This window comes from Enterobacter wuhouensis (genome assembly GCF_004331265.1).
Lineage (GTDB): Bacteria > Pseudomonadota > Gammaproteobacteria > Enterobacterales > Enterobacteriaceae > Enterobacter > Enterobacter wuhouensis.
In genome coordinates this window covers 246,757-271,897 of record NZ_SJOO01000006.1, presented here as the reverse complement: position 1 = coordinate 271,897, position 25,141 = coordinate 246,757, and the positions used below count along the sequence as shown (strand labels likewise).

Sequence of the window (25,141 nt, the reverse complement as noted above, 5' to 3'; positions counted from 1 at the left end):
AACTGAAAGGTGAACAGATTGAAGAATCGCTATGGGAGTCGTTATCGGAAACGTCTACAAGCGTGGTAAGTAGACCACAGGGAAAGGAAAAAGTGGCAGCAGAGAATGTGATCGGTACAGTTTTTTACAAAAAAGACAATTTGATAACGAGCGAAAGTGGCTAAGCCTCGGTTTAACAAAAAAAAGCCGGAGAGCCGGCCTTTTCGTAGCATCACTTACGCGTGCGCTTCATTAAACACTTCACGCTGCGGCTGGCGAATGGTGGTCGACAGCGCCAGGGAAATAATCAGCAGGGCAAAGATCACGCAGAAGGTCACGTAGAACCCGCCGAACAGCGAGGCTATCAGCGAGCCGCAAATACTGCCGATCCCAAAGCCTAAGTAGATGACGCCGTAGTTTTTCGCCAGATTGTTCAGGCCGAAGAACTCGCTGATCAGCGACGGGAAAACCGTAATCGTACCGCCGAAGTTAAAGGCGACGCAGGCAATGGCGGCGAAGAAGGTCGCTTCATTCAGCGGTGCGAACAGCAGTGCCGCCATGCCCACCAGCGAAACCACCTGCCCGATAGTAATCACCCGGATGCGAGCAATTTTATCAGACAGAATGCCCAGCACCAGGCGACCAGAAAGGTTCGCGATGGAGATAACGGTCACCGCGTTAGCTGCCGTGGCCACATCCAGTTTCACCATACCCTGAGCGATATCTTTCGCCACGCCAATCACATACAGGCCGCTCATGCAGGCCGTCAGGAACATCACCGCCAGCATCCAGTACTGCGGTTTGCGCATGGACTGCGCCAGGGTGAAGTCGTTCTCCACCACGCCGTTAACGGATTTCACTTCCTGCTGCGGGGCATCTTTCATCAGGGTTGCGCCAAACAGGATCATCACCAGAACGATAACGCCCCAGATCATAAAGGTTTTTTCCAGCCCCACAGAGGCCAGCAGATGAGAGTCGATAAATTTAAAACCGAGGCTGCCCAGTCCATACGAGCCGATGGCAAAGGCAGAGATCAACCCTTTACGCTCCGGGAACCACTTCACGCAGTTAGAGAGCGTCAGCAGGTAGCCCGCACCGTCCGCCAGCCCCACCAGCACCCCGGCACTTAACCACAGCATCAGCAGATTATTGGAGTGCGCCGTCAGGAAAAAGCCAACGCCCAGCAGGATGCCGGAGGCCATGGTCACGCGCTTAACGCCGAAGCGCTCCTGCAGCTTGCCCGCCACTGACGAGGAGATCGCCAAACCCAGGCTCAGCAAACCGAAGGAAAACGCGACCTGGCTAACGGGCGCATTGAGCTTATCGGAAAGCGCGCTGTTAAACAGGCTCCAGGTATAGACCGAGCCCAGCGCAAACTGGGTAACGATGGTGCCGAAGAGAGTCAGCCAGCGCGTACGATTATAGGTTGATGTATTCATGGCAGTTGTCCTGCAGGATAAATTAAGGAAATTCGCTGTGGACAACGATAAACAAAACCATAAGGCGTATGGGGTAAAACGGCATGAAGTGCAGGAAGGACGGAATGAAATGCCTGGAATCGGGAATGAACGACCTTGCCGGGGAATGAAGCGATGATTTGTTAGTACCCGCTATCGCCACAATCCCCGTCGTTGTTGTATTCAGGATGTTACAGCAAGGTTGAAAAAAGTTACAACGCTAAAAATTTGCACTGACGCCCAGGGTGTACATAAATTCTTCCCCCGTCATCGTGTTTTCGCCCTGTGCTAACGAAGCATAGGCCGCCATATGGGTATTAAAGGGAATATCCGTTCCGACGGTGACATCCATCCAGCTGCCGTTTTGCACGGGCGCAGGGGTTTGCGGCATCCCGTACTGGGATTTCCACTGGTTTTCACCTAACTGCTGATTAAAGCTTATTTGCGCCCAGGGGCGAAGCTCGCCATATTTCGTATCCACGCGCCAGCCAAGGGTACTGACGCTGGCATGCCAGAGCGGATCGGTAAGCCCTTGCGTGGTGACGCTATCACCGAACTCATTTATCATCGTCGGGGCAGAGCCATCATAACGCCACGCCATCACAGGGCCGGTTGAAATTTGTCCATACAGCGGAAAATTCCAGCCCACGCTCATAGCGCCTTCTGCCGCCGAGCCGGAGGGAAGACTCAGGGCGAACCCGGGCATATTTTGCGAAGACTGGATACGCTCAGCGAGAATATCCTCATAACGCGGTTGGTGATCCGCATCCCATGTATAGCGTTCGGCCGTATTACTTTGTGCGTCTGAAACGATATATTCCTGTTGCCAGGCAAATGCTGTATTACAAAAAAACAGGCAGGCTGAGATCCCCACCAGGCCAGAAACAGCATGGCGGCCACTGATTATTTTTATCATCATCAAAGCGACTCCAGAAAGAGCCGAATTCGGCGACATTTGTCATTGTTAGAAAGCGGTATGAGGGCATATAACCCTTTATTAACTATTGTCTCTTTAGCAGACACGTCAAGCCGGACAGATTGAAAATTTTGCGATTTCAGTATGAATAAGGGAGATAACCTATGCAGCGTTGCGGTTGGGTAAGCCAGGATCAGCTTTATATCGACTATCACGACCAGGAATGGGGCGTGCCGGAAACGGATGGCAAAAAGCTCTTCGAAATGATCTGCCTGGAGGGCCAGCAGGCGGGGTTATCCTGGATTACCGTGCTGAAAAAACGAGAAAACTACCGCAAGGCCTTCCACCGGTTCGATCCGGTTGCCGTTGCCGCCATGACCGACGACGATGTAGAAAGGCTGGTGCAGGATGCCGGTATCATCCGCCATCGCGGTAAAATTCAGGCCATCATCGGTAACGCGCGAGCGTATCTGGCGATGGAACAAAGCGGTGAGCCGTTTTCAGAATTTGTCTGGGCATTCGTTGATAACGACTCGAAAGTCACCCAGGCGGCCACGCTTGCAGAGATCCCCACCTCAACGCCCGCGTCAGACGCACTTTCTAAGGCGCTGAAAAATCGCGGTTTTAAATTCGTGGGCACCACCATCTGTTACTCCTTTATGCAGGCCTGTGGGCTGGTGAACGACCACATCACGGGCTGCTTCTGCCACCCGGGAGGAGACCATGATCCGCAAATGGCAAAGTGACGATCCCGCCCCGCTCCTGAGCCTGTGGCTGGAAAGCACTACGGCGGCGCACCCCTTTATCAACGCGGGCTACTGGAGAGAAAATGAAGCCATGGTGCGGGACGTGTATCTGCCCGCGGCTGAAACCTGGATCTGGGAAGAGGACGACAAGCCGCTAGGTTTTGTTAGCGTGATGCAGGCGCAGTTTGTGGGTGCCCTGTTTGTCTCCACGTCGTTAATCGGGAAAGGAATTGGGCATGCGCTGCTGAACCATGTTCAACAGCGCTTCCCCTATTTAACGCTGGAGGTGTACCAGAAAAACATTCGGGCGGTGAATTTCTATCATGCGCATGGCTTTCGCATTGAAGACAGCGCATGGCAGGATGATACCCAGCACCCGACGTGGATCATGAGCTGGCAGGCGGATCAAACGCCGTTAACGTAAGCTCAGGTCCCTGATATTTCTCAACCCAGGCCAGCGCGGTATTTCCCGCACAGCCATTCCCCAGCTTCGAGCTGGGGAGATCCTTGGTTAACACGTTAACCGCGCCGTTCTTGCAGATACCGCCCTCGCTCAACGCCAGATCCGGCCATGCGCCCTGGTGGATGCAGAACACGCCAGGCCTAATCCCGTCAGTGACTACGGCGCCTGCCAGCACCTGTCCCCGCGCGTTCCAGACGCGCACCACGTCACCGTCAGCAATCCCGCGCGCTTTTGCATCAGCACTGTTCAGGGTGATAGGTTCCCGATCGGCAACGGCATACCGCTCGCGCAGCGACGTAAAGTTAAGCTGGCTGTGCAGGCGGTGCGCCGGGTGCGCGGAGAGCACCTGAAGCTGCTCCGGCTGGGCATTGCCGTGCCATTCGTCCGGCTCCAGCCACGTCGGATGCGGCGGGCAGTCGGCATACGCAAAGCTGGCGATGCGCTCGCTGTAAATCACAATCTTACCGCTCTCGGTTTTCAGGGGATGGCCGTCCGGGTCGCGGCGGAAATCAGCAAAGCGGACAAACCGTGCGTTCTGCTCGCTCTCCGGCATTTCGAAGATCGCATTCGCGTCCCAGAATTCAGCAAACGGCGGCAGCGTCACGCCCTGCGCAGCGCCGCGCTGACCGGCAATCTGGTAGAACGTCTCCAGCCATTCCAGATCCGTTTTGCCCTCGGTAAAGCGCTCGCGCCCGCCGGTTTCCCACAGCTCGCTCAGGACGGCAAAGACGTCAAAATCATCACGTGCTTCATCGCGCGGCGGCACCACGCGCTTCATCGGCACCATATGCTGGTTGCTGTAGTCGCCGGTCATGGTGAGATCGTTACGTTCAAACGAGGTGGTCGCCGGCAGCACAATATCGGCATGCCTGGCCGACGCGGTCCAGAAGCACTCTGAGATCACCACCAGCTCCGGCTTCTGCCAGGCGCGGATCAGGCGGTTGGTGTCCTGATGATGGGTAAAGTTCGCCCCGCCCGCCCACCAGATAAATTTGATATCGGGGAAGTGGCGGTCCAGGCCGTTGTGCTGATAAAAACCGCCCGGGTTTTCCAGCGCTTCAACTATGCGCGCTACCGGAATTTTATCGACAGCATCGACGCCGCCCTGCACGGAACCCTGCATCGAGGCCAGCACCGCCGCTTTGCGGGTCGGGTTACCGCCGTTCGCAAAGTGATAAGAAAGGCCAAAACCACCGCCCGGCGTGCCGATCTGCCCAAGCATCGCGGCAAGCGTCACCAGCATCCAGTGCTTTTGCTCGCCAAACTGCTGGCGCTGCATGCCCCAGCCGGACATCAGCATGGTGGTGTTTTGGTAGAATAACGCCGCCAGCTCACGGATTTTGTCTGCATTTACGCCACAAATGTCAGCCGCCCACTCTGCGGTTTTGGCTACACCGTCCGCTTTACCCGTCAGGTAGTCGGCAAATTTGCCGAAGCCGGACGTACAGCGGGCGAGGAAATCAGCATCGTGCCAGTCGTTTTCAACCAGCGTATGGGCAATGCCCAGCATCATCGCCACGTCGGTGCCCATATGGGGGGCAATCCACTCGGCGCTATCGCCGAGAAAATCCATGGTTTCCGAGCGCATCGGATCGATGCAGATAATGCGCTTGCCGCTTTTGCGCAGCGCGTCGAAATACCCAATCCCCTGCTCGTCGCTGGCGTTCCAGGCAATTTTCAGCGTATTCAGCGGGTTGGCGCTCCAGAGCACCACCACGTCAGTGTGCTCGAGCACCAGCGGCCAGCTGGTCTGCTGCTGGTAAACTTCGTTCCCCCCCACCACGTACGGCATGATCGCCTGCGCCGCGCCGGTCGAGTAATCGCCCAGATGGCCGGTATAGCCCCCCGCCAGGCTCATGTAGCGCTGCAGCAGGGTCGCGGCCTTGTGCAGCACGCCGTTAGAACGCCAGCCGTAGGATCCGGCGAAAATGGACGACGGACCGTAACTGTCGCGAATGCGCTTGTGCTGGGCGTGGATCAGCGCCAGCGCGTCATCCCAGCTTACGCGAACAAACTCATCCTGACCGCGAATGCCCTGCGGCTTATCCGGCGATGCCAGAAAGCCTTTGCGCACCATCGGCCAGCGCACGCGGGTTTTGCTATGCACCTGATCGCGAACGGCGGTCTGCAGTGAGTTGGGATGCTGCGAAGGCAATGCCCCGCGCGATGACAGGACGTTTTCGCCGTCGGTTTCGACCAGCATCGGCCCCCAGTGGGCGGCGGTCAGAATGGTTTTTGTTGAGGTGCTCAAAGCGTGCGCTCCTGGTTGCGTGCAGGTTTTACGGCCTTCTTGCCGAGGCTGTTTATGATTAGTCACAAATTTCAGAGTTATACACTGAATTTTCTCCGTATCCGGACGTCATAATCAACTGCCACGCGCGTCGTGGCAAAGAATAAAAAGGATTAAGGAAAGAAGATGAAAAAACGCGTACTCGTTATTGCTGCTCTGGTGAGCGGCGCCCTGGCTGTTTCTGGCTGCACAACAAACCCTTACACCGGTGAACGCGAAGCGGGCAAATCCGGCATCGGCGCGGGCATCGGCTCGCTGGTAGGCGCAGGCGTTGGCGCGCTCTCCTCCTCCAAGAAAGATCGCGGCAAAGGCGCGCTGATCGGCGCAGCAGCAGGGGCAGCACTGGGCGGCGGCGTCGGTTATTACATGGATGTGCAGGAAGCGAAACTGCGCGACAAAATGAAGGGCACAGGCGTGAGCGTAACGCGCAGCGGTGACAACATCATCCTGAACATGCCAAACAACGTCACCTTCGACAGCAGCAGCGCAACGCTGAAACCGGCGGGCGCCAACACCCTGACCGGCGTGGCGATGGTGCTGAAAGAGTACAACAAGACCGCCGTGAACGTGATTGGCTACACCGACAGCACCGGCAGCCAGGATCTGAACATGCGCTTGTCCCAGCAGCGCGCCGACTCCGTGGCCAGCTCGCTGATTACCCAGGGCGTTGAAGCAACCCGTATCCGCACCAGCGGCATGGGGCCTGCAAACCCAATCGCCAGCAACAGCACGGCGGAAGGCAAAGCGCAGAACCGTCGCGTTGAGATTACGTTAAGCCCCGTGCAGTAATCGCATTTCCCCCCTCTCCCTGTGGGAGAAGGTCGGGGTGAGAGCATCAGACCGCACACCCCAACATGAACCACTTGCCATCGTTGATTTTCCCGCTAAGGTGTTCTCACTAAAGTCAGGGAAATCAGCGATGAGCAAACCAGCACGGGCCACCATCAGCGACGTGGCGAAAGCCGCGAAAACCGGTAAAACCAGCATTTCGCGCTACCTCAACGGCGAGAAACACCTGCTGTCCGAGGCGCTGCTCGCCCGCATTGAACAGGCCATTGCTGACCTCGACTACCGCCCCAGCCTGATGGCGCGCGGCCTCAAACGCGGGCGCACCCGGCTTATTGGGCTGATCATCGCCGACATTACCAACCCTTACTCCGTTAACGTGCTGAGCGGCATCGAAGCCGCCTGCCGCGAGAAGGGCTTTACGCCGCTGGTCTGTAATACCAACAACGAAGTCGATCAGGAGCTGCACTACCTCGACCTGCTGCGCAGCTACCAGGTGGAAGGTATCGTGGTGAATGCAGTGGGGATGCGCGAAGAGGGTTTAAACCGCCTGCAGCAATCCTCCCTGCCGATGGTGCTTATCGACCGAAAAATTCCCGAATTTGCCTGCGACGTTGTCGGGCTGGATAACGTTCAGGCCGCCACCACCGCCACCGAGCACCTCGTCGAACAGGGCTTTGAAGCGATTCTTTTCCTCAGCGAACCGCTGGGGATGGTTAACACGCGCCGCGAGCGTCTGAGCGCGTTTCGCGCCACTCTCGAGCGCTATCCCGGCACCATCGCCGAAAATGCCGAAACGCCCCTGCACGAAGCCGGTCAGATTGACAATATCCTGCGTCAGTTTCACACCCGCCATCGCGGAATGCGCAAAGCCGTTATCTCCGCCAACGGGGCATTGACGCTGCAGGTCGCCCGCTCCCTCAAGCGCATTGGCCTGCACTGGGGCAGCGACATCGGCCTGCTGGGCTTTGATGAACTGGAATGGGCAGAGCTGGCAGGCGTCGGCATCACCACACTCAAGCAACCGACGTGGCAAATTGGCTATGCTGCTGTCGAACAGGTAGTTCGCCGGATTGAGGGCGTCAGCGATGCCGTCCGCGAGCAGGTTTTCTCTGGCGAACTGATTGTTCGCGGCTCTACCGCCCGTTAACGTTCCCTTCGTGACAGCGATCATAAATTCAACATCCTGACCTTTCCTTTGGAACCGGTTCCATCTAGCGTAATACTATCGAATACGTGATGGAGTCCGGTAATGAGCAGGAAAATAATGGTGGTCACCGCCGCTTACGGCGCGGATCGGGTGCGACAGGCGGGTGGCCAACGGGCCATGCTTCCGGTGATTGCGGGCGCGGGTGCCGACGGCGTAGAGATCCGCCGCGAACTGTTCAGCGCTGAGGAGCTGCTGGCCCTGCCCGCGCTGGGTGAGTCCATCGAGCTGCTGGGCCTGCTGGCATGTTACTCCGCTCCCGCCGCCCTGTTTATGCCCGATGGCCAGCTCAACCCGGACCTCCCGCGCTATCTGGTCGAAGCCAACACCCTCAACGCGCTGTGGCTGAAGGTCTCTCTCGGCCATTTCAGCGACAAACATTCCCTTGAAGCCCTGCGCGCGCTGCTGGACGACAGCGGCATGGCGCTGGTCGTGGAAAACGATCAGACCGACTGCGGGCAGCTCGCCCCGATGCAGCGCTTCAAAGCCGCCTGTCGGGTAATGGCGCTGCCCGTCACCCTGACGTTCGACATGGGCAACTGGCTGTGGGTAGGTGACTCACCCGAAGAAGCCGCGCGTCACCTGGCACCTGCGGTGAGCTATATTCACGTTAAGGCCGCCGTTCAGCACAAGGACCAGTTCCGCGCCGTTGCGCCGGACGCCACCGATGCGCGCTGGCTCGACCTGCTCAATCAACTGCCTGCCGATGCCCCACGCGGTATTGAGTTCCCGCTGGAGGGAGCCGATTTAACCGCCGTCACCCGCCACTACGTTAACCTGCTGCGCGAGGAGTAAACCATGCACAAGACGCTGGATGTCATCACTATCGGCGAGGCCATGGCGATGTTTGTCGCTACCGAAACCGGCGAGCTGAGCGCGGTTAAACACTTTATCAAACGCGTGGCGGGCGCAGAGCTGAACGTCGCGACGGGGCTGGCGCGCCTCGGCCTGAACGTCGGCTGGGTCAGCCGCGTGGGGGATGACAGCTTTGGCCATTTCGTCCTCGACTCGCTGAAAAAAGAGGGCATTGATGCCGCCGGCGTCACGCTGGACGCCCGCTTCCCAACCGGCTTTCAGCTGAAATCGAAGGTCGAAAATGGAACCGATCCCATCGTGGAGTACTTCCGCAAAGGATCGGCAGCCAGCCATCTCTCCGTTGACGACTACAACGCCCCGCATTTCTCGTCCGCGCGCCACCTGCACCTGAGCGGCGTGGCGGCAGCGCTCTCAGCCAGCTCGTACGAACTGCTGGATCACGCAGCCGCCGCGATGAAGGCACAGGGAAAAACGATCTCGTTCGATCCCAACCTGCGCCCGGTGCTGTGGAAAAGCGAAGCCGAGATGGTTGAAAAGCTGAACCGTCTGGCGTTTCAGGCCGACTGGGTTCTGCCCGGCGTAAAGGAAGGGATGATCCTTACCGGCGAAAGCTCTCCGGAAGGGATTGCCGATTTTTACCTGAATAAAGGGGTAAAAGCCGTGGTATTGAAAACCGGCGCCGACGGCGCATGGTTCAAAACGGCCAGCGGTGAACAGGGCGCGGTCGCGGCGGTAAAAGTCGAGAACGTGGTCGACACCGTAGGCGCGGGCGACGGCTTTGCCGTAGGCGTCATTAGCGCCCTGCTGGAAGGCAAACCGCTGCTGCAGGCCATTGCGCGTGGCAACACCATCGGCTCGCTGGCGATCCAGGTGCAGGGCGACAGCGAAGGATTACCAACGCGCGCAGAGCTTAACGAATAGCTCCCCTCACCCCGGCCCTCTCCCCAAAGGGGAGAGGGTGCAAATCATCCCCTCGCCCCTTTGGGGAGAGGGTTAGGGTGAGGGGGGTGACCACCTCAACAACAGAGGCAAGCCTATGAACAGTTCGACCAATGCAGTTAAACGCTGGTGGTACATCATGCCTATCGTGTTCATCACGTACAGCCTGGCGTACCTCGATCGTGCCAACTTTAGTTTCGCATCCGCTGCGGGGATCACCGAAGACCTCGGCATTACCAAAGGTGTCTCCTCCCTGCTCGGCGCCCTTTTCTTCCTCGGCTACTTCTTCTTCCAGATCCCCGGCGCTATCTACGCCGAACGCCGCAGCGTGCGCAAGCTGATCTTCGTCTGCCTGATCCTGTGGGGCGGCTGCGCGTCGCTGACCGGCGTGGTGAATAACATTCCAGCGCTTGCCGCCATTCGCTTTATCCTCGGGGTCGTTGAGGCTGCGGTGATGCCCGCAATGCTTATCTACATCAGCAACTGGTTTACCAAATCCGAACGCTCGCGCGCCAACACTTTCCTGATCCTCGGTAACCCGGTCACCGTGCTGTGGATGTCGGTTGTATCCGGCTACCTTATCCAGTCTTTTGGCTGGCGCGAAATGTTTATCATCGAAGGGGTTCCGGCGGTGATCTGGGCATTCTGCTGGTGGGTGCTGGTGAAAGACATGCCTGCGCAGGCGAAGTGGCTTTCCGAAGACGAAAAAGCCGCGCTGCAGGCGCAGCTGGATAAAGAGCAGCAAGGGCTGAAGGCGGTACGTAATTACGGCGAGGCCTTCCGCTCCCGCAACGTCATTCTGCTGTGTGCTCAGTACTTTGCGTGGAGCATTGGCGTATACGGTTTTGTGCTGTGGCTGCCGTCAATCATCCGCAGCGGCGGTGAAAACCTCGGCATGGTGGAAGTGGGCTGGCTGTCGTCCGTGCCTTATCTGGCCGCGACAATCGCGATGATTATCGTCTCCTGGGCATCGGACAAGCTGCAAAACCGTAAGCTGTTCGTCTGGCCGCTGCTGCTGATCGCCGCCTTTGCCTTTATTGGCTCCTGGGCCGTGGGCGCAAACCACTTCTGGGCTTCTTACACGCTGCTGGTGATTGCCGGTGCAGCCATGTATGCCCCGTATGGTCCCTTCTTCGCGATTATCCCGGAAATGCTGCCGCGTAACGTGGCGGGCGGCGCGATGGCGTTGATCAACAGCATGGGCGCGCTGGGCTCCTTCTTCGGCTCCTGGTTTGTTGGCTACCTGAACGGCGCAACCGGCAGCCCGTCGGCGTCGTACATATTTATGGGGGTAGCACTTTTTGCCTCGGTGTGGCTTACTCTGATTGTTAAGCCTGCTAATAATCAACAATTACCCGTCGGCGCACGCCACGCCTGACCCTTTAAATATCAACGGAGATTAGCATGAAGCCGTCCGTCATTTTGTACAAAGCACTGCCTGAAGATCTGCAAAAACGCCTCGAGGAACACTTCACCGTGACGCAGGTGAAGAACCTCAGCCCGGACACCGTGGCACAGCACGCGGATGCGTTTGCCCGCGCCGAAGGATTGCTGGGTTCAAGCGAAAAAGTGGATGTGGCCTTGCTGGAGAAAATGCCGAAGCTTCGTGCTACCTCGACCGTTTCCGTGGGGTACGACAATTTTGACGTAGATGCCCTGAATGCCCGCAAAATCCTGCTGATGCATACGCCGCATGCCCTGACGGAGACGGTAGCCGACACGCTGATGGCGCTGGTGCTCACCACCGCCCGCCGCGTGGTGGAGGTGGCCGAGCGTGTCAAAGCGGGCGAGTGGACCAAGAGCATCGGTCCGGACTGGTTTGGCGTGGACGTACACGGTAAAACGCTGGGGATTGTGGGCATGGGCCGCATTGGGCTGGCGCTGGCACAGCGCGCGCATTTCGGCTTCAACATGCCGATTCTGTACAACGCGCGCCGTCATCACGGTGAAGCTGAAGAACGCTTCAACGCTCGCTACTGTGAGCTTGATACGCTGCTGCAGGAATCTGACTACGTGTGCTTGATCCTGCCGCTGACGGAGGAGACCCACCATCTGATCGGCAAATCTGCATTTGAGAAGATGAAGAAATCGGCCATTTTCATTAACGCAGGCCGTGGCCCGGTGGTGGACGAAAAAGCACTGATTGAAGCCCTGCAAAACGGTGAGATCCACGCCGCCGGTCTGGACGTGTTTGAGCAGGAGCCGCTGCCGGTTGATTCCCCGCTGCTACAGCTGCCAAACGTCGTCGCCCTGCCCCATATCGGTTCGGCAACACACGAAACGCGCTATAACATGGCAGCCACCGCGGTGGACAATTTGATCGCCGCACTGGGCGGGAAAGTGGAACGAAACTGCGTTAACCCGCAGATCCAGGAGTAGAAATGAAAAAACCCGCCAGAAGGCGGGTTTTTGAATTTTGTGCTACTGGGTTGGAAGCTTACAGGCTTACAACGTTACCAGCTGCTGGGCCTTTAGCGCCGCTTTCGATGGTGAAGGAAACTTTCTGACCTTCGTCCAGAGATTTGTAGCCATCGTTCTGGATAGCAGAGAAGTGTACGAACACGTCTTTTGAGCCATCGTCAGGAGTGATGAAGCCGAAACCTTTATCAGCGTTGAACCATTTTACCAGACCAGTCATTTTACCAGACATAGAAATTACCTTATTAAAAATATGTTTTGCCTTCCGGCATGATGGTTGCGTTACAGATTTTTAAGCGATGAAGGAAGGGTCACTACGAAGGGTATCTATGGATAACAATCTGGACTGCTTTACTAAACTGCTTTAGGTCTGTGTAACAAACCGACGGGGATAGTTATACCGATGTGGTAGATAAATGACAAGCATTATTTTCTCTAGTCATAAAAAAAACCCCGCTCGAGGCGGGGCTTTTCTTTTATTCGGTTGCAGCGACTGCTGCACTCCACGCCTGACTAAAGGCCTGATGCTGGGAAGCCAGCGGCCCAATCAGCGTATTGTACTGGCTCGCCTGCTGGGACGTCGGGAACTGAATGCCGTTAGAGACAAAGCTCACCTGCGTGCCCTGCTGGGAGATAAAATCACCCACCTGAACCAGCTGCTGCGTGAAAATCTGAGCGGCAGGGATCAGCGGTTGCAACGCGTCCGAAGGCTTCGTGACCACTTTCTCATAGACCTTGTCGAACACTGGCTTGAGATCGTCGCCCTGCTTCAGCGCAGAACGTGAGGCATCGGCCTGCATTTTCGCGTTTTGCAGCTGTTGACTCAGGACGCCGAGCGCACCGTTAGACTGGCGCAGAGGTTCACGCTGGGTCATGTAATCCTGAGGGACACGAATAGCGTTAACGCTGTCCAGTACCGGACGCAGACCGGAGTCCATCGCCTGACTCACCTGCTGTGAATAACCATAAATAATGGCGTAATCAGAAACGAACGGACCAAACTGTTTTTTCTGATCCGCAGTCAGCGTTGGTAAACGCTCGCCGCTGCGCATCACTGTATTCTGCAGAAAATCGATAAACGCTTTGCGCTGATCGCCTTCTTTATCAAAACACCCACTCAGGCTAACCACCATCAGCAACGCCGCAATAGGCGCAAACCAGCGAGAGCAGGACTTTCCTGTCGCCATTTCATTACTCCTTTCACCCAAAAAAGCGCACACCGGCACACGCGTGCCCGACGCTGACAAGGATAGTCCAGGTCAGCCCAGCAAGATACTCTTTTCATGCAAAACGGCTATTGCCGTTTTATATCTTACTATTTACAAAAAAATACGCATCGCGGCCGTCATATGGTTAATCAGGTAATTAGCATAACTATCCATATAGCTGAAACGGGTAAAGCGATCGTTACCGCACAATTAATCACAGGCGTGACGATCCCGTGTCCGCTTTTGAGGCTATTCTTAAATGGCTCTCTGATGTTCTTGATCCCTGTGTGAGATTTAAGAGGAGTTCTCAATGGAATATAAAGATCCTGAGTTTGAGCTGCTGAGCAGCCTGGAACAGATTATTTTTAAAGGTGTACCGCAGGCGATTACCCTGCAACAGAAACCCAATCCCTTTACAGAATTTGAGCAATTGCGCAAAGGGTCGGGCTTAAAAAATGAAGAATTCGCCAGAGCAATGGGTGTCAGCGTAGCGATGGTGCTGGAGTGGGAGTCGAAACGTGAAAAACCCACGCCTGCCGAGCTAAAGCTGATGCGCCTTATCAAGGCCAACCCGGCACTCAGCAAGCAGATAGCCTAGTAAAGTTTGTTACCGCCCCCGCCTCTGCGGGGGTTTGTGTTTAAAGGGTTTCACAACGCCACCCTGCCTTTTCCCACACCATCTCATGCGTCAATGTTAACCCTTTCAGAAAGGCCTCATCGTGCGATACCACCACCAGCGCACCGGGGAAATCAGCCAGCGCGTGTTCAATCGCCTGCACCGATGCCAAATCCAGATGGTTAGTCGGCTCGTCAAGCAGCAGGAGCTGCGCGGCCTCTTCACGCCACAGCGCGCAGGCCAGCGCGGCCTTCAGACGCTCTCCCCCGCTCAGGTCCGCCAGTGGCAGCATGACCTTATCGGCACCGAGCTGAAGCTGAGCTAACCGGGTCCGCAGGCTGCCTTCCTCGAGGGGCGTATTGCTCAGGTTGAGATGCGTCATCACGGACTGCGTAAGATCTAACTGAGTGAGATGCTGATCGAGATACGCGCAGGAGACCGATACGCTGCACGTACCGGAGCGTGGCGCGATCTCCCCGAGGATCGCCTTTAGCAGCGTCGACTTACCGCAGCCGTTCGGCCCTTTAAGCGCAACGCGCATCGGCCCGTCCATACGCCAGTGAATCGGCGGGTTATCCACATGCGGTAATACCAGCCCCTCCAGTACCAGCACCTGTTTCCCGTCGGCAATCTGGCTACCGGGCAGGGTGAACATCACCGGATTATCCTCCTCAACCCGCTCGCGCGCCTTGTTTACGGCGGCGTTCAGGGCATCGTTCCGATCGCTATGCTGTTTTTTCCAGGAACCAATCCGCTCCTTTGCCGCGCCTTTGTATTTGACCCGCTCAAACGAGGCGATGTTTAGCGTATCGACCGTACGCAGCGTTTTTGCCGAACGACGCTGGCTGTCGTCATGCTCTTTTTGCATACGAGAGCGGGTGCGTTTACGCTCCGTCGCCGCATGTTCCAGCGCCGCGCGGGCGGCCTGCTGCTCGGCATCGCGCTGAGTTTGATAATCAGCATAATTACCGCCAAAGCTGCGCAGGCCAGAGGCGCTCAGTTCCAGAATGCGCGGTACCTGTGCCAGCAGCTCCCGATCATGGGAGGCAACCAGCACGCCGCCCTGATAACGAGCAAGCTGGCTGTAGAACCACTCGCGCCCGTCTCTGTCGAGATGGTTAGTGGGTTCATCCAGCAGCAGATAATCCGCCCCCGCCGTGAATGCCCCGCACAGCAGGGCGCGAATTCGTTCGCCGCCGCTGAGTTCAATGGCGAGTTTATCCGGTTCAAAAGGCGGGAGCTTCGCAGCGATAAACGCGTCGCGAAGACGTTCTGCTAAATCCCAGTATCCGTCGAGCGTTTCCAAATCGTCAGGCAGATAGTCACCGCTGTCGATACGCTTACGCGCCGCGAAGAGAGCATCATAGCCGAGCAGTTCCGCCAGCGTAGTCTGCGGCGAAATATCCTGCTGCTGCGCCACATAGACGTGCGTCCCGGAACGTTCGATATGACCACTGTCGGGTTCATCAAGGCCTGCCAGCAGGCGCAGCAGGCGTGTTTTTCCGCTGCCGTTGCGGCCCACCAGCGCGCACAGCGCGGGCTCCAGCGACAAATTCAGCGGACCAAAAAGGATATCGCCCGTCGCAAACTGACAGGTGACCTGATGCAAAATAAAAGAAGGGGACTGCGCAAAATGAGCCATAAGCACTCCTGAATGAAATCAAAACATCCCCTGCCGACGCGGTGGCGTTTAGCAAGGATCGAAATTCATCAGTCGTGTTTGTTCATTTTTGGGGGGCACTCCAGCACGAGAAAGTTAACGGGGGTAAGAATAGCGGTAATGTAATGACCATTTCAAGGTTAAATTTTGGACGACTTATACCCCCTCTCCCTTTGAGCTGAGGGATCCCCACAAATTAATGCGAGCAGTAAACAATCCCCTCGCCCCTTTGGGGAGAGGGTTAGGGTGAGGGGAAACAGACGGTAATTTTGCGAGCCTCTTTCCAGAAATGGTAATATCCTCAGTGGCATAGCTCAAATCTGTTGCCGCCTGTTTTGATGAGCAGTAAGTTCTCTTCGCACCTGCAAAATCAGGTGCCGGGATTGGAACCCTGAATCACTTCACTGGCGACACAGGCTCTGTGTCGTACGGCCTGTTGCATTTCAATGGCGGGCCGGACAGGGGCGCTGCAAAGCGCACTGGTGTCAGTGAGGCCAGTCGTTCCAACCTTGTTCGGTTCCGCCACCAGCGAGCCTGGAACCTCCCGTGACGGAAGATATACCACTCACTGAGGTTATTTTATGTCAATGAACCGCGCTGGTTGCAGACAGACGAAGGCACAATCGCGATCGGCTAAACCTGCCGGATGACGCTGCGCTTATCCGGCCTGCAAAAGCCCCATAAAAAAACCCGCCGAAGCGGGTTTTTAGCATTTATAACAACGGGCACGTTACTGCAGGAGCGAAATATCCGCCACGCGCAGGAACAGCTCGCGCAGTTTTTCGAGCATAGAGAGACGGTTAACACGCAGCTCTTTATCTTCTACGTTCACCATCACTTTCTCGAAGAAGGCGTCGATCACGTCGCGCAGCTCGGCCAGCTCCACCAGCGCTTCCTGGTAACGACCTTCCGCGAAGTACGGCTCGAGCTTGTCGCGCAGCACAACAACCTGCATTGCCAGCGCGATCTCTTCCGGCTCTTTCAGGGTCGCCGCGTTAACGCGCTCGTTCAGCGTTTCGTCGGATTTCGCCAGGATGTTGGATACACGCTTGTTGGCCGCGGCCAGAGCAGATGCCGCTTCCAGCGTACGGAAGTGGGACACGGCTTTCATGCGCGCGTCGAAATCGGCCGGACGGGTCGGACGACGCGCCAGCACCGCCTGAATGGTATCGACGGTGTAACCTTCGTCCTGATACCAGGCGCGGAAACGGCCCAGCATGAAGTCGATCACGTCATCCACAACGTTCGCGTTGGTCAGCTTGTCGCCGTACAGACGCACCGCTTCTTCGGTCAGGGTTTGCAGATCGAGGTTGAGGTTCTTCTCAACGATGATACGCAGCACGCCCAGCGCGGCACGACGCAGCGCGAACGGGTCTTTGTCGCCTTTCGGATGCTGACCGATACCGAAGATACCCGCCAGGGTGTCCATCTTATCGGCGATCGCCACGGCGCAGGCAACCGGGTTAGACGGCAGATCGTCACCGGCAAAGCGCGGCTGATACTGCTCGTTCAGAGCAACGGCTACATCTTCCGCTTCGCCATCGTGACGCGCGTAGTGCATGCCCATCACGCCCTGGGTGTCGGTAAATTCGAACACCATGTTGGTCATCAGGTCGCACTTGGACAGCAGGCCCGCGCGCGTCGCGTGGTTGACGTCGGCACCGATTTCACGGGCGATCCAGCCGGACAGCTCCGCGATGCGGTCGGTCTTGTCGCGCAGCGTACCCAGCTGCTGCTGGAACAGCACGGTCTGCAGGCGCGGCAGGTTGTCTTCCAGACGCTTTTTACGGTCGGTGTTGAAGAAGAACTCTGCATCCGCCAGACGCGGACGAACGACTTTCTCGTTACCGGAGATAATCTGGATCGGATCTTTCGATTCGATGTTCGCCACGAAGATGAAGTTTGGCAGCAGCTTGCCGTCGTTGGCATAAACCGGGAAGTACTTCTGGTCACCCTTCATGGTGTAAACCAGCGCCTCTGCCGGAACGGCCAGGAACTTCTCTTCGAACTTCGCGGTCAGCACAACCGGCCATTCAACCAGAGAGGTCACTTCTTCCAGCAGGCTTTCGCTCAGGTCAGCGTTACCGCCAATCTGGCGCGCCGCTTCTTCGGCGTCCGCTTTGATTTTGGCTTTACGCTGTTCGTAGTCGGCAATGACCTTACCGCGCTCCAGCAGGATCTGCGGATACTGGTCAGCATTGTCGATGGTGAACTCTGGCTCACCCATAAAGCGGTGGCCGCGGATCACGCGATCGGACGCGACGCCCAGAATGGTGGCCGGAACAACGGTATCGCCCAGCAGCAGAGTCACGGTGTGAACCGGACGCACGAAGTGAACGTCGGACGCGCCCCAGCGCATCAGCTTAGGAATCGGCAGCTTAGCCAGCGAAGTTGCGATCATGTTTGGCAGCAGCGCTTCGGCGCTTTCGCCTTTCACATGGGCACGATACAGCAGCCACTCGCCTTTGTCGGTGGTCAGACGCTCGGCCTGGTCAACGGTAATACCGCAGCCGCGCGCCCAGCCTTCTGCCGCCTTGCTCGGTTTGCCTTCGGCGTCGAAAGCCTGCGCAATGGCCGGGCCACGTTTTTCGACTTCACGATCCGGCTGAGACGCCGCCAGGTTCGCCACTTTCAGCGCCAGACGGCGCGGTGCGGCAAACCATTCAATTTTACCGTGCGCCAGGCCAGCGTTATCCAGCTCGGCGGTCACGTTCGCAGCAAATGATTCAGCCAGGCTGCGCAGGGCTTTTGGTGGCAGCTCTTCGGTGCCGATTTCCACCAGGAAAGTTTTATCAGACATGGCCGCCTCTTATTTGTTTCGGTTGCACATCGGGAAGCCAAGGGCTTCACGGGACGCGTAGTAAGCTTCTGCAACGGCTTTGGTCAGGGTACGAATACGCAAAATGTAGCGCTGACGTTCAGTCACGGAGATGGCTTTGCGGGCGTCCAGCAGGTTGAAGCTGTGGGCGGCCTTCAGAATACGCTCGTAGGCAGGCAGCGGCAGCGGAGTTTCAAGCGCCAGCAGCTGCTGGGCTTCTTTCTCGTACTGCTCGAAGCAGGTGAACAGGAAGTCCACGTCCGCGTATTCGAAGTTATAGGTGGATTGCTCCACTTCGTTCTGATGGAACACGTCGCCATAGGTAGTTTTACCCAGCGGGCCGTCGCTCCAGACCAGGTCGTAAACGCTGTCTACGCCCTGAATGTACATCGCCAGACGTTCCAGACCGTAGGTGATTTCACCCGTGATCGGTTTACATTCCAGTCCGCCAACCTGCTGGAAGTAGGTGAACTGCGTCACTTCCATGCCGTTCAGCCACACTTCCCAACCCAGACCCCAGGCACCCAGCGTTGGGTTTTCCCAGTTATCTTCCACGAAACGAATGTCGTGGATGGTCGGGTCCATACCCAGCTCTTTCAGTGACCCGAGGTACAGTTCCTGAATGTTCTCTGGTGATGGCTTAATCACCACCTGGAACTGATAATAGTGCTGCAGACGGTTCGGGTTTTCGCCGTAACGGCCATCGGTCGGACGACGGGAAGGCTGCACGTAAGCGGTCGCCATCGGCTCCGGCCCCAACGCGCGTAAGCTGGTCATTGGGTGCGAGGTGCCTGCGCCAACTTCCATGTCCAAAGGTTGAACAATGGTGCAGCCCTGACGAGCCCAGTAATCCTGTAAGGTCAGGATCAGGCCCTGGAAGGTCTTGGTATCAAACTTTTGCATAGTATTTCGTGCTGGATACGTGTGGTTTTAAATGGAAGGGATCAGTATACCCGCTGGCTGCAAGATATACAGTACGAAACGGGGTTGTTTAGGGAAAATTGGGGAAATAACCCTTTACGCCAGAGCACCTGAGCGCTCTGGTTGCTGAATATACGCGCGTATTAGCGCATCGAGAGATGTAAAAACTGGCCGTCCGCGTCAAAAGAACAGACAAAGCCCTCTTTGCGCGCCGTATACCCCTTTAGCTCATAGCTGCCCTGAAAGCGCTCAAATCCGATTACGTTGATTTTTTGCACCTCGGCGTTATAGCGTCGAGCAGCCCGATCTTTGCAGAGCTGCTCCATGTTCAGCGAGCGTTCCGGGCTGATTTTCCCCTGCTGAGCTTTCTGTACCGGCGCTTCTTGCGAAGCGCTGCATCCTGCAAGCACGAGCAGCAGAAAGAGTGATACCACGCGCGTCATCATCATTTTTATTACCGCCCCGGTCAGTGGCTGTTATTTTTAGTATCAAAGGTTTTATAGATTAAGGTCTGGCATTCTGCGAATCTCGCGGCGCTCATACAAGCCTGCCTAATAAAACTCAGATTTTTCCAAGGGAAGGGTTTTTCCCATTGGCAGTCACACTCTATTTACAGGGAATAAGAGGAACTGATGCAGTCAAAAATTAGCTGGATTGATAACCTGCGAGGAATAGCCTGTCTGATGGTGGTGATGATTCACACCACGACGTGGTACGTCACAAACGCGCACAGCATCAGCCCCGTTAACTGGGATATCGCCAACGTTCTCAACTCCGCGTCACGGGTAAGCGTGCCGCTGTTCTTTATGATCTCCGGCTTTCTGTTTTTTGGCGAGCGAAGCGCGCAACCGAGGCATTTCATGCGTATTGCGGCATGCCTGGGGTTTTATAGCGCCGTTGCGTTGCTCTATATCACGCTGTTCACCTCAATTAATGCCGGGCTGTCGCTTAAATATCTGCTTCAAAAACCGGTGTTTTATCACCTGTGGTTCTTCTTCGCCATTATCGTTATTTACCTGGTTTCACCGCTCATTCAGGTAAAAAACATCAGCGGTAAGATGTTGCTGGCGCTGATGGTGGTGATTGGCATCGTCGCGAATCCGAATACCGTCTCTCAGAAGATTAATGGTTTTGAATGGCTGCCGGTTGATCTCTATATCAACGGCGATACCTTCTACTACGTGCTTTACGGCATGCTGGGGCGTGCCATTGGCATGATGGATACGCAAAAACGCGGAATGAACTGGCTCTGCGGGGGGCTGTTTATCATCAGCGCGATCGTGATTTCACGCGGGACGCTTCATGAACTGCAGTGGCGAGGTAATTTTGCCGATACCTGGTATCTCTATTGCGGCCCAATGGTCTTTATCTGTGCCGTTACCCTGCTGACGCTGGTTAAAAACACCCTGAACAATCGCCCACTTCCAATACTGGGATTTATCTCGCGCCACTCGCTGGGAATTTATGGTTTTCACGCGCTGGTGATCCACGCGCTGCGCACCCGCGGCGTGGAGCTTAAAAGCTGGCCGGTGCTGGATATTGTCTGGATATTTTCCGCTACGCTGGCTGTCAGCCTGCTCCTGTCGATGGCACTGCAAAAAATGGATACGCGCAGGTTTGTAAGCTAACCAGATACACAGGGGATAGTAGGCCGGGTAAGCGCCGCGCCACCCGGCGAAGTTTTAGGACATAAGCGGCACAAGCTGCTGATAGATTTTGCGAAAAACATCACGCTGTTCTGCATAGCGCGCATGTTTTTTCGCATCAGGACGATGCTGCTGCTCAAGCGGCAGCTGTGGCAAAAGCAGGTTCAACGGCTTATCAGGGTTCACCGCAATTTGAGCCAGACGCGCCGCGCCGAGCGCAGGACCGACATCTCCCCCGGTACGGTAGTCCAGCTGCAACCCGCTGATATCGGACAGCATCTGCCGCCAGAAGCTGCTGCGTGCCCCACCGCCAATCAGGGTAATGCTCGCCGGTTTAATGCCGCAGTCGTGCACCACGTCCATGCCGTCCGCAAGGGCATATCCCACGCCTTCCAGTACCGCTCGCGCCAGTTCCGCCGGGCCGTGCTGATGGGTTAAGCCAAAGAACACCCCTTTCGCTTCCGGGTTGTTGTGCGGCGTACGTTCCCCGGAAAGGTACGGTAAAAACCACACCGTCCCCGCGTTTTCATCTGCCTGCTGTGCTGCTGCGATCAGCGCCGGCACGTCTGCCATTCCGGTCAGCTTCGCTGCCCAGTCCAGGCAGGATGCCGCGCTCAGCATCACCGACATCAGGTGCCATTTCCCCGGCAGGGCATGACAGAAACTGTGAACCGCGCTTTCAGGATTGCTGCGATAACCGTCGCTGACGGCAAAATAAACGCCGGACGTGCCGAGCGAGAGCATCGCCTGTCCTGCATCGACCATGCCGACACCCACTGCTCCCGCCGCATTATCACCGCCACCGGCGACCACCGGCACGGCTGGCATATTCCAGCGCTCGGCAATGGATGGCTGCAACGCCCCCGTAATTTCACTGCCTTCATAAAGCGCAGGCATGTGCTCGCGCGTCAAATGGCAGGCTTCGAGCATCGTCTCGCTCCAGTCGCGCTGCGCCACGTCGAGCCACATTGTGCCCGCCGCGTCTGACATGTCGCTGGCGAAATCGCCCGTCATGCGAAAACGCAGATAATCTTTTGGCAGCAGGACTTTCGCCACCTGACGGAAAATTTCCGGTTCGTGGCGTTGGACCCACAGAAGTTTCGGTGCGGTAAAACCCGGCATCATCAGGTTGCCGGTAATCTGACGAGACGCAGGCACGCGTTCCTCAAGGATTGCGCACTCTTCTGCACAGCGGCCATCGTTCCAGAGAATGGCGGGCCTTAACACGCGATGCTGGTCATCCAGCAGCGTTGCGCCGTGCATTTGCCCGGCAATGCCCAGCGCCTTAACGTCACGCAGACTGTGATGTTCACCTAAGGCTTTCATGGCGCGATCCGTCGCCAGCCACCACTGCTCCGGCTCCTGTTCCGACCATAGCGGATGCGGACGTGAAACCTGCAGTTTTTCAGTCTGCGTGGCTAACACGTCGCCCTGCTCATTCAACAGGATGGCCTTCACGCCCGATGTGCCAAGATCGATCCCGATATACATTACGGTGACTCCTTTAACAGAAATGCCCGGTGGCGCTAACGCTTACCGGGCCTACGTCCATCTTCAGCTAAATCACTTATCAAACAGATAGTGGTTTACGAGATTTTCCAGCAGTTCCTGATGTCCGCTCTGATGCTGCGGCGCCAGCTGATGCTGTTCAGCGTACTTCGCGATTTCGGCCAGCGATAACTGCCCTTTCAAAATTTGCTGGCCCAGCTCACTGTTCCAGCCGCTGTAACGCTTCGCAACACGCTTATCCAGCTCACCGTCTTCGATCATGCGGGCAGCCACTTTCAGCGCCAGCGCCATGGTATCCATCGCACCGATGTGACCATAGAACAGATCGTATTTATCGGTGCTCTGACGACGCACTTTGGCGTCAAAGTTCAGGCCGCCGGTCGTAAAGCCGCCCGCTTTGATGATTTCGTACATCACCAGCGCGTTCTCTTCCACGCTGATTGGGAACTGATCGGTATCCCAGCCCAGCTGCGGGTCGCCGCGGTTAGCATCCACAGAGCCGAAGATGCCGAGCGCAATGGCTGACGCGATTTCGTGGTGGAAAGAGTGGCCAGCCAGCGTGGCGTGGTTCGCTTCGATGTTTACCTTGATCTCTTTTTCCAGGCCAAACTGCTTCAGGAAGCCGTACACCGTTGCAACATCATAATCGTACTGATGTTTGGTTGGCTCTTGCGGTTTAGGTTCAATTAACAGCGTGCCGCGGAAACCGATTTTGTGCTTATGCTCAACGACCATCTGCATAAAGCGGCCAATCTGCTCGCGCTCCTGACGCAGATCGGTATTCAGCAGGGTTTCATAACCTTCACGCCCGCCCCACAGCACGTAGTTTTCGCTGCCCAGCTGATGCGTGGCGTTCATCGCAGTCACAACCTGCGTCGCCGCCCAGCTAAAGACCTCTGGATCGGGGTTAGTCGCTGCGCCCGCGCCGTAGCGTGGGTTGGTGAAACAGTTTGCCGTACCCCAGAGCAGCTTAACGCCACTTTGCTGCTGTTTTGCGGCCAGCACGTCAACCATCTGTGCAAAGTTATTCAGATACTCTTTCAGCGACGCGCCTTCCGGCGACACATCGACATCATGGAAGCAGTAGTACGGCACGTTGAGCTTGTGGAAGAATTCAAAGGCAACGTCTGCTTTGCGCTTTGCCAGCTCAATGGCCTCGCCCGGCTGCTGCCATGGGCGATCGAATGCGCCAACGCCGAACATATCCGCGCCGTTCCAGCAGAAGGTATGCCAGTAACAGGCGGCAAAGCGCAGATGATCTTCCATGCGCTTACCCAGCACCAGCTCATCCGGGTTGTAGTGACGAAATGCTAAAGGATTGGTCGTTTTCGTGCCTTCGTAACGGACGCGATCGAGTTGGTCGAAATAAGCTTGCATATTCAGCTCCATTATCAGGGTATGCGGCGAGTCGTAGATACAGGAGTAATAGTGAATACTCATTCCAGCTTGCTCAATTACGTTATTTCACACTGCTATTGAGAGAATGCACAACTGTGCGCTGGCTCGCAAAATAATGTGCAAGCAAACTATTTTTCGGCGCAGATTCCAGAATCAAATGTAATTAATAAGTTACGTATTTTAAAACCCGATCGCGGTCATAAATTCGGAAATAAACCAAATATCGTAATGAGAAGATAAAAATCTGTAATTGCCAGCAGGCCTTTCCACGTTAAAAATTTGCTGCGTCTCAGCAGTGAATGTTTCTTTTATCTCAGCAACACATACCCCTACATAAAGGCCTAATAATTATGAAGATAAAGAACCTGACCCTAACGCTCTGCACCACTCTCCTGCTTGCAAGCTTTGCCGGGCACGCTAAAGAGGTCAAAATCGGTATGGCGATTGACGATCTGCGCCTGGAGCGCTGGCAAAAAGATCGCGATATTTTTGTGAAAAAAGCGGAGTCACTGGGTGCAAACGTGTTTGTTCAGTCGGCAAACGGCAATGAAGAAACGCAAATGTCCCAAATCGAAAATATGATTAACCGCGGCGTCGATGTCCTGGTCATTATCCCGTATAACGGTCAGGTATTAAGTAACGTGGTGAAGGAAGCCAAACAAGAAGGCATAAAAGTGCTGGCCTATGACCGCATGATTAATAATGCAGATATTGATTATTATATTTCTTTCGACAACGAAAAAGTGGGCGAATTACAGGCCAAAAGCCTGGTCGAAAAAGTGCCTCAGGGGAATTATTTCCTGATGGGCGGCTCACCGGTCGATAACAACGCCAAACTGTTCCGCGAAGGGCAGATGAAAGTCCTGAAACCCTATATCGACGACGGGAAGATTAAGGTGGTCGGCGATCAGTGGGCGGATGGCTGGCTGCCAGAGAACGCGCTGAAAATAATGGAAAATGCGTTAACAGCCAATAACAACAAAATAGATGCTGTTGTCGCATCCAACGATGCCACCGCCGGTGGCGCCATTCAGGCGCTTAGCGCCCAGGGGCTCGCCGGGAAAGTCGCTATATCCGGCCAGGATGCCGACCTGGCTGGCGTGAAGCGCATTATTGCCGGCACCCAAACCATGACGGTCTATAAACCGATCACCCAGCTTGCCAACACGGCTGCCGAAATTGCCGTAGAGCTGGGTAACGGACAGCAACCTAAAGCCGATGCCACGCTGAACAACGGGCTGAAAGATGTTCCTGCTCGCCTGCTCACGCCAATTGAAGTCAATAAAGAGAACATTGACGCCACCGTGGTAAAAGACGGTTTCCATAAAAAGAGTGAACTGTAATCCCG

The 25,141-nt window shown here is 56.1% G+C and carries 22 protein-coding genes; 11 read left to right on the top strand and 11 right to left on the bottom strand.

The window, feature by feature from the left end:
• Nucleotides 1-215: 215 nt before the first annotated feature.
• A complete protein-coding gene (locus tag E0L20_RS15590) occupies nucleotides 216-1,418 on the bottom strand; it encodes an L-lactate MFS transporter (RefSeq protein WP_131634736.1) in 1,203 nt (400 codons plus the stop codon).
• 238 nt (nucleotides 1,419-1,656) lie between these two features.
• The gene (locus E0L20_RS15585; protein WP_131634751.1) at nucleotides 1,657-2,355 is read right to left on the bottom strand and encodes an autotransporter domain-containing protein; all 699 of its coding nucleotides are present in this window, start codon (nucleotides 2,353-2,355) and stop codon (nucleotides 1,657-1,659) included.
• A 161-nt stretch (nucleotides 2,356-2,516) separates the two neighbouring features.
• Between E0L20_RS15585 and tag the strand changes: the two genes are divergently transcribed.
• Nucleotides 2,517-3,098: a DNA-3-methyladenine glycosylase I gene (tag, locus tag E0L20_RS15580; protein WP_131634735.1), complete on the top strand. Its 582-nt coding sequence runs from the start codon at nucleotides 2,517-2,519 to the stop codon at nucleotides 3,096-3,098.
• Nucleotides 3,076-3,522, top strand: coding sequence for an N-acetyltransferase (locus E0L20_RS15575; RefSeq protein WP_131634734.1), 447 nt, complete (start codon nucleotides 3,076-3,078; stop codon nucleotides 3,520-3,522). The genes tag and E0L20_RS15575 overlap by 23 nt, the downstream gene beginning before the upstream one ends.
• Here E0L20_RS15575 and E0L20_RS15570 read toward each other — a convergent pair.
• A complete protein-coding gene (locus tag E0L20_RS15570) occupies nucleotides 3,485-5,812 on the bottom strand; it encodes a molybdopterin guanine dinucleotide-containing S/N-oxide reductase (RefSeq protein ID WP_131634733.1) in 2,328 nt (775 codons plus the stop codon). The two genes, E0L20_RS15575 and E0L20_RS15570, sit on opposite strands and share 38 nt — an antisense overlap.
• 165 nt (nucleotides 5,813-5,977) lie before the next feature.
• Here E0L20_RS15570 and E0L20_RS15565 point away from each other — a divergent pair, with 165 nt between their 5' ends.
• From E0L20_RS15565 to ghrB, 6 genes are all read left to right on the top strand, one after another.
• Nucleotides 5,978-6,640 (top strand): OmpA family lipoprotein, encoded by a 663-nt coding sequence (locus tag E0L20_RS15565; protein ID WP_131634732.1) that lies wholly within the window; start codon nucleotides 5,978-5,980, stop codon nucleotides 6,638-6,640.
• Between the two features lie 130 nt (nucleotides 6,641-6,770).
• Nucleotides 6,771-7,787, top strand: coding sequence for a LacI family DNA-binding transcriptional regulator (locus tag E0L20_RS15560; RefSeq protein ID WP_131634731.1), 1,017 nt, complete (start codon nucleotides 6,771-6,773; stop codon nucleotides 7,785-7,787).
• A gap of 102 nt (nucleotides 7,788-7,889) precedes the next feature.
• On the top strand, nucleotides 7,890-8,639 hold the full coding sequence (locus tag E0L20_RS15555) for a sugar phosphate isomerase/epimerase family protein (protein WP_131634730.1): 750 nt from the start codon (nucleotides 7,890-7,892) through the stop codon (nucleotides 8,637-8,639).
• 3 nt (nucleotides 8,640-8,642) lie between these two features.
• Nucleotides 8,643-9,581: a sugar kinase gene (locus E0L20_RS15550; protein WP_131634729.1), complete on the top strand. Its 939-nt coding sequence runs from the start codon at nucleotides 8,643-8,645 to the stop codon at nucleotides 9,579-9,581.
• Between the two features lie 115 nt (nucleotides 9,582-9,696).
• On the top strand, nucleotides 9,697-10,977 hold the full coding sequence (locus E0L20_RS15545; RefSeq protein ID WP_131634728.1) for an MFS transporter: 1,281 nt from the start codon (nucleotides 9,697-9,699) through the stop codon (nucleotides 10,975-10,977).
• Nucleotides 10,978-11,003: 26 nt separating this feature from the next.
• Nucleotides 11,004-11,978, top strand: a complete 975-nt coding sequence (gene ghrB, locus E0L20_RS15540) for a glyoxylate/hydroxypyruvate reductase GhrB (RefSeq protein ID WP_131634727.1) — start codon at nucleotides 11,004-11,006, stop codon at nucleotides 11,976-11,978.
• A gap of 58 nt (nucleotides 11,979-12,036) precedes the next feature.
• Here the strand turns inward: ghrB and cspE are convergent, their stop codons facing one another.
• Nucleotides 12,037-12,249 (bottom strand): transcription antiterminator/RNA stability regulator CspE, encoded by a 213-nt coding sequence (gene cspE, locus E0L20_RS15535; RefSeq protein WP_032615822.1) that lies wholly within the window; start codon nucleotides 12,247-12,249, stop codon nucleotides 12,037-12,039.
• A 244-nt stretch (nucleotides 12,250-12,493) separates the two neighbouring features.
• Nucleotides 12,494-13,204, bottom strand: a complete 711-nt coding sequence (locus E0L20_RS15530; protein ID WP_131634726.1) for a DUF3053 domain-containing protein — start codon at nucleotides 13,202-13,204, stop codon at nucleotides 12,494-12,496.
• A 331-nt stretch (nucleotides 13,205-13,535) separates the two neighbouring features.
• On the opposite strand from E0L20_RS15530, the gene E0L20_RS15520 reads away from it, so the two are divergent.
• Complete coding sequence (locus E0L20_RS15520) at nucleotides 13,536-13,823, top strand: HTH-type transcriptional regulator (protein ID WP_131634724.1); 288 nt, start codon at nucleotides 13,536-13,538, stop codon at nucleotides 13,821-13,823.
• A gap of 40 nt (nucleotides 13,824-13,863) precedes the next feature.
• Here the strand turns inward: E0L20_RS15520 and E0L20_RS15515 are convergent, their stop codons facing one another.
• From E0L20_RS15515 to E0L20_RS15495, 4 genes are all read right to left on the bottom strand, one after another.
• On the bottom strand, nucleotides 13,864-15,483 hold the full coding sequence (locus tag E0L20_RS15515) for an ABC-F family ATP-binding cassette domain-containing protein (protein ID WP_131634723.1): 1,620 nt from the start codon (nucleotides 15,481-15,483) through the stop codon (nucleotides 13,864-13,866).
• A 748-nt stretch (nucleotides 15,484-16,231) separates the two neighbouring features.
• Complete coding sequence (glyS, locus tag E0L20_RS15505; RefSeq protein WP_131634721.1) at nucleotides 16,232-18,301, bottom strand: glycine--tRNA ligase subunit beta; 2,070 nt, start codon at nucleotides 18,299-18,301, stop codon at nucleotides 16,232-16,234.
• A gap of 9 nt (nucleotides 18,302-18,310) precedes the next feature.
• Nucleotides 18,311-19,222 carry a glycine--tRNA ligase subunit alpha gene (glyQ, locus tag E0L20_RS15500; protein ID WP_006177784.1) on the bottom strand — a complete coding sequence of 304 codons (912 nt, stop codon included), beginning with the start codon at nucleotides 19,220-19,222 and terminating at the stop codon, nucleotides 18,311-18,313.
• Between the two features lie 161 nt (nucleotides 19,223-19,383).
• A complete protein-coding gene (locus E0L20_RS15495) occupies nucleotides 19,384-19,689 on the bottom strand; it encodes a YsaB family lipoprotein (RefSeq protein WP_131634720.1) in 306 nt (101 codons plus the stop codon).
• Nucleotides 19,690-19,872: 183 nt separating this feature from the next.
• On the opposite strand from E0L20_RS15495, the gene E0L20_RS15490 reads away from it, so the two are divergent.
• Entirely contained in the window at nucleotides 19,873-20,868 is a 996-nt protein-coding gene (locus tag E0L20_RS15490) for an acyltransferase (RefSeq protein ID WP_131634719.1), read from the top strand.
• 54 nt (nucleotides 20,869-20,922) lie between these two features.
• On the opposite strand, the gene xylB is transcribed toward E0L20_RS15490, so the two are convergent.
• Entirely contained in the window at nucleotides 20,923-22,377 is a 1,455-nt protein-coding gene (xylB, locus tag E0L20_RS15485) for a xylulokinase (protein WP_131634718.1), read from the bottom strand.
• 72 nt (nucleotides 22,378-22,449) lie between these two features.
• Nucleotides 22,450-23,772, bottom strand: a complete 1,323-nt coding sequence (gene xylA, locus E0L20_RS15480) for a xylose isomerase (RefSeq protein ID WP_131634750.1) — start codon at nucleotides 23,770-23,772, stop codon at nucleotides 22,450-22,452.
• A 371-nt stretch (nucleotides 23,773-24,143) separates the two neighbouring features.
• Between xylA and xylF the strand changes: the two genes are divergently transcribed.
• Complete coding sequence (gene xylF, locus E0L20_RS15470; protein ID WP_131634717.1) at nucleotides 24,144-25,136, top strand: D-xylose ABC transporter substrate-binding protein; 993 nt, start codon at nucleotides 24,144-24,146, stop codon at nucleotides 25,134-25,136.
• The last annotated feature ends 5 nt before the right edge of the window (nucleotides 25,137-25,141 follow it).

What these genes read in the sequence shown, in the direction of transcription:
- E0L20_RS15590 (WP_131634736.1), bottom strand. Translation starts at nt 1,418, where the DNA reads ATGAATACATCAACCTATAATCGTACGCGCTGGCTGACTCTCTTCGGC.
- E0L20_RS15585 (WP_131634751.1), bottom strand. Translation starts at nt 2,355, where the DNA reads ATGATGATAAAAATAATCAGTGGCCGCCATGCTGTTTCTGGCCTGGTG.
- tag (WP_131634735.1), top strand. Translation starts at nt 2,517, where the DNA reads ATGCAGCGTTGCGGTTGGGTAAGCCAGGATCAGCTTTATATCGACTAT.
- E0L20_RS15575 (WP_131634734.1), top strand. Translation starts at nt 3,076, where the DNA reads ATGATCCGCAAATGGCAAAGTGACGATCCCGCCCCGCTCCTGAGCCTG.
- E0L20_RS15565 (WP_131634732.1), top strand. Translation starts at nt 5,978, where the DNA reads ATGAAAAAACGCGTACTCGTTATTGCTGCTCTGGTGAGCGGCGCCCTG.
- E0L20_RS15560 (WP_131634731.1), top strand. Translation starts at nt 6,771, where the DNA reads ATGAGCAAACCAGCACGGGCCACCATCAGCGACGTGGCGAAAGCCGCG.
- E0L20_RS15555 (WP_131634730.1), top strand. Translation starts at nt 7,890, where the DNA reads ATGAGCAGGAAAATAATGGTGGTCACCGCCGCTTACGGCGCGGATCGG.
- E0L20_RS15550 (WP_131634729.1), top strand. Translation starts at nt 8,643, where the DNA reads ATGCACAAGACGCTGGATGTCATCACTATCGGCGAGGCCATGGCGATG.
- E0L20_RS15545 (WP_131634728.1), top strand. Translation starts at nt 9,697, where the DNA reads ATGAACAGTTCGACCAATGCAGTTAAACGCTGGTGGTACATCATGCCT.
- ghrB (WP_131634727.1), top strand. Translation starts at nt 11,004, where the DNA reads ATGAAGCCGTCCGTCATTTTGTACAAAGCACTGCCTGAAGATCTGCAA.
- cspE (WP_032615822.1), bottom strand. Translation starts at nt 12,249, where the DNA reads ATGTCTGGTAAAATGACTGGTCTGGTAAAATGGTTCAACGCTGATAAA.
- E0L20_RS15530 (WP_131634726.1), bottom strand. Translation starts at nt 13,204, where the DNA reads ATGGCGACAGGAAAGTCCTGCTCTCGCTGGTTTGCGCCTATTGCGGCG.
- E0L20_RS15520 (WP_131634724.1), top strand. Translation starts at nt 13,536, where the DNA reads ATGGAATATAAAGATCCTGAGTTTGAGCTGCTGAGCAGCCTGGAACAG.
- E0L20_RS15515 (WP_131634723.1), bottom strand. Translation starts at nt 15,483, where the DNA reads ATGGCTCATTTTGCGCAGTCCCCTTCTTTTATTTTGCATCAGGTCACC.
- glyS (WP_131634721.1), bottom strand. Translation starts at nt 18,301, where the DNA reads ATGTCTGATAAAACTTTCCTGGTGGAAATCGGCACCGAAGAGCTGCCA.
- glyQ (WP_006177784.1), bottom strand. Translation starts at nt 19,222, where the DNA reads ATGCAAAAGTTTGATACCAAGACCTTCCAGGGCCTGATCCTGACCTTA.
- E0L20_RS15495 (WP_131634720.1), bottom strand. Translation starts at nt 19,689, where the DNA reads ATGATGATGACGCGCGTGGTATCACTCTTTCTGCTGCTCGTGCTTGCA.
- E0L20_RS15490 (WP_131634719.1), top strand. Translation starts at nt 19,873, where the DNA reads ATGCAGTCAAAAATTAGCTGGATTGATAACCTGCGAGGAATAGCCTGT.
- xylB (WP_131634718.1), bottom strand. Translation starts at nt 22,377, where the DNA reads ATGTATATCGGGATCGATCTTGGCACATCGGGCGTGAAGGCCATCCTG.
- xylA (WP_131634750.1), bottom strand. Translation starts at nt 23,772, where the DNA reads ATGCAAGCTTATTTCGACCAACTCGATCGCGTCCGTTACGAAGGCACG.
- xylF (WP_131634717.1), top strand. Translation starts at nt 24,144, where the DNA reads ATGAAGATAAAGAACCTGACCCTAACGCTCTGCACCACTCTCCTGCTT.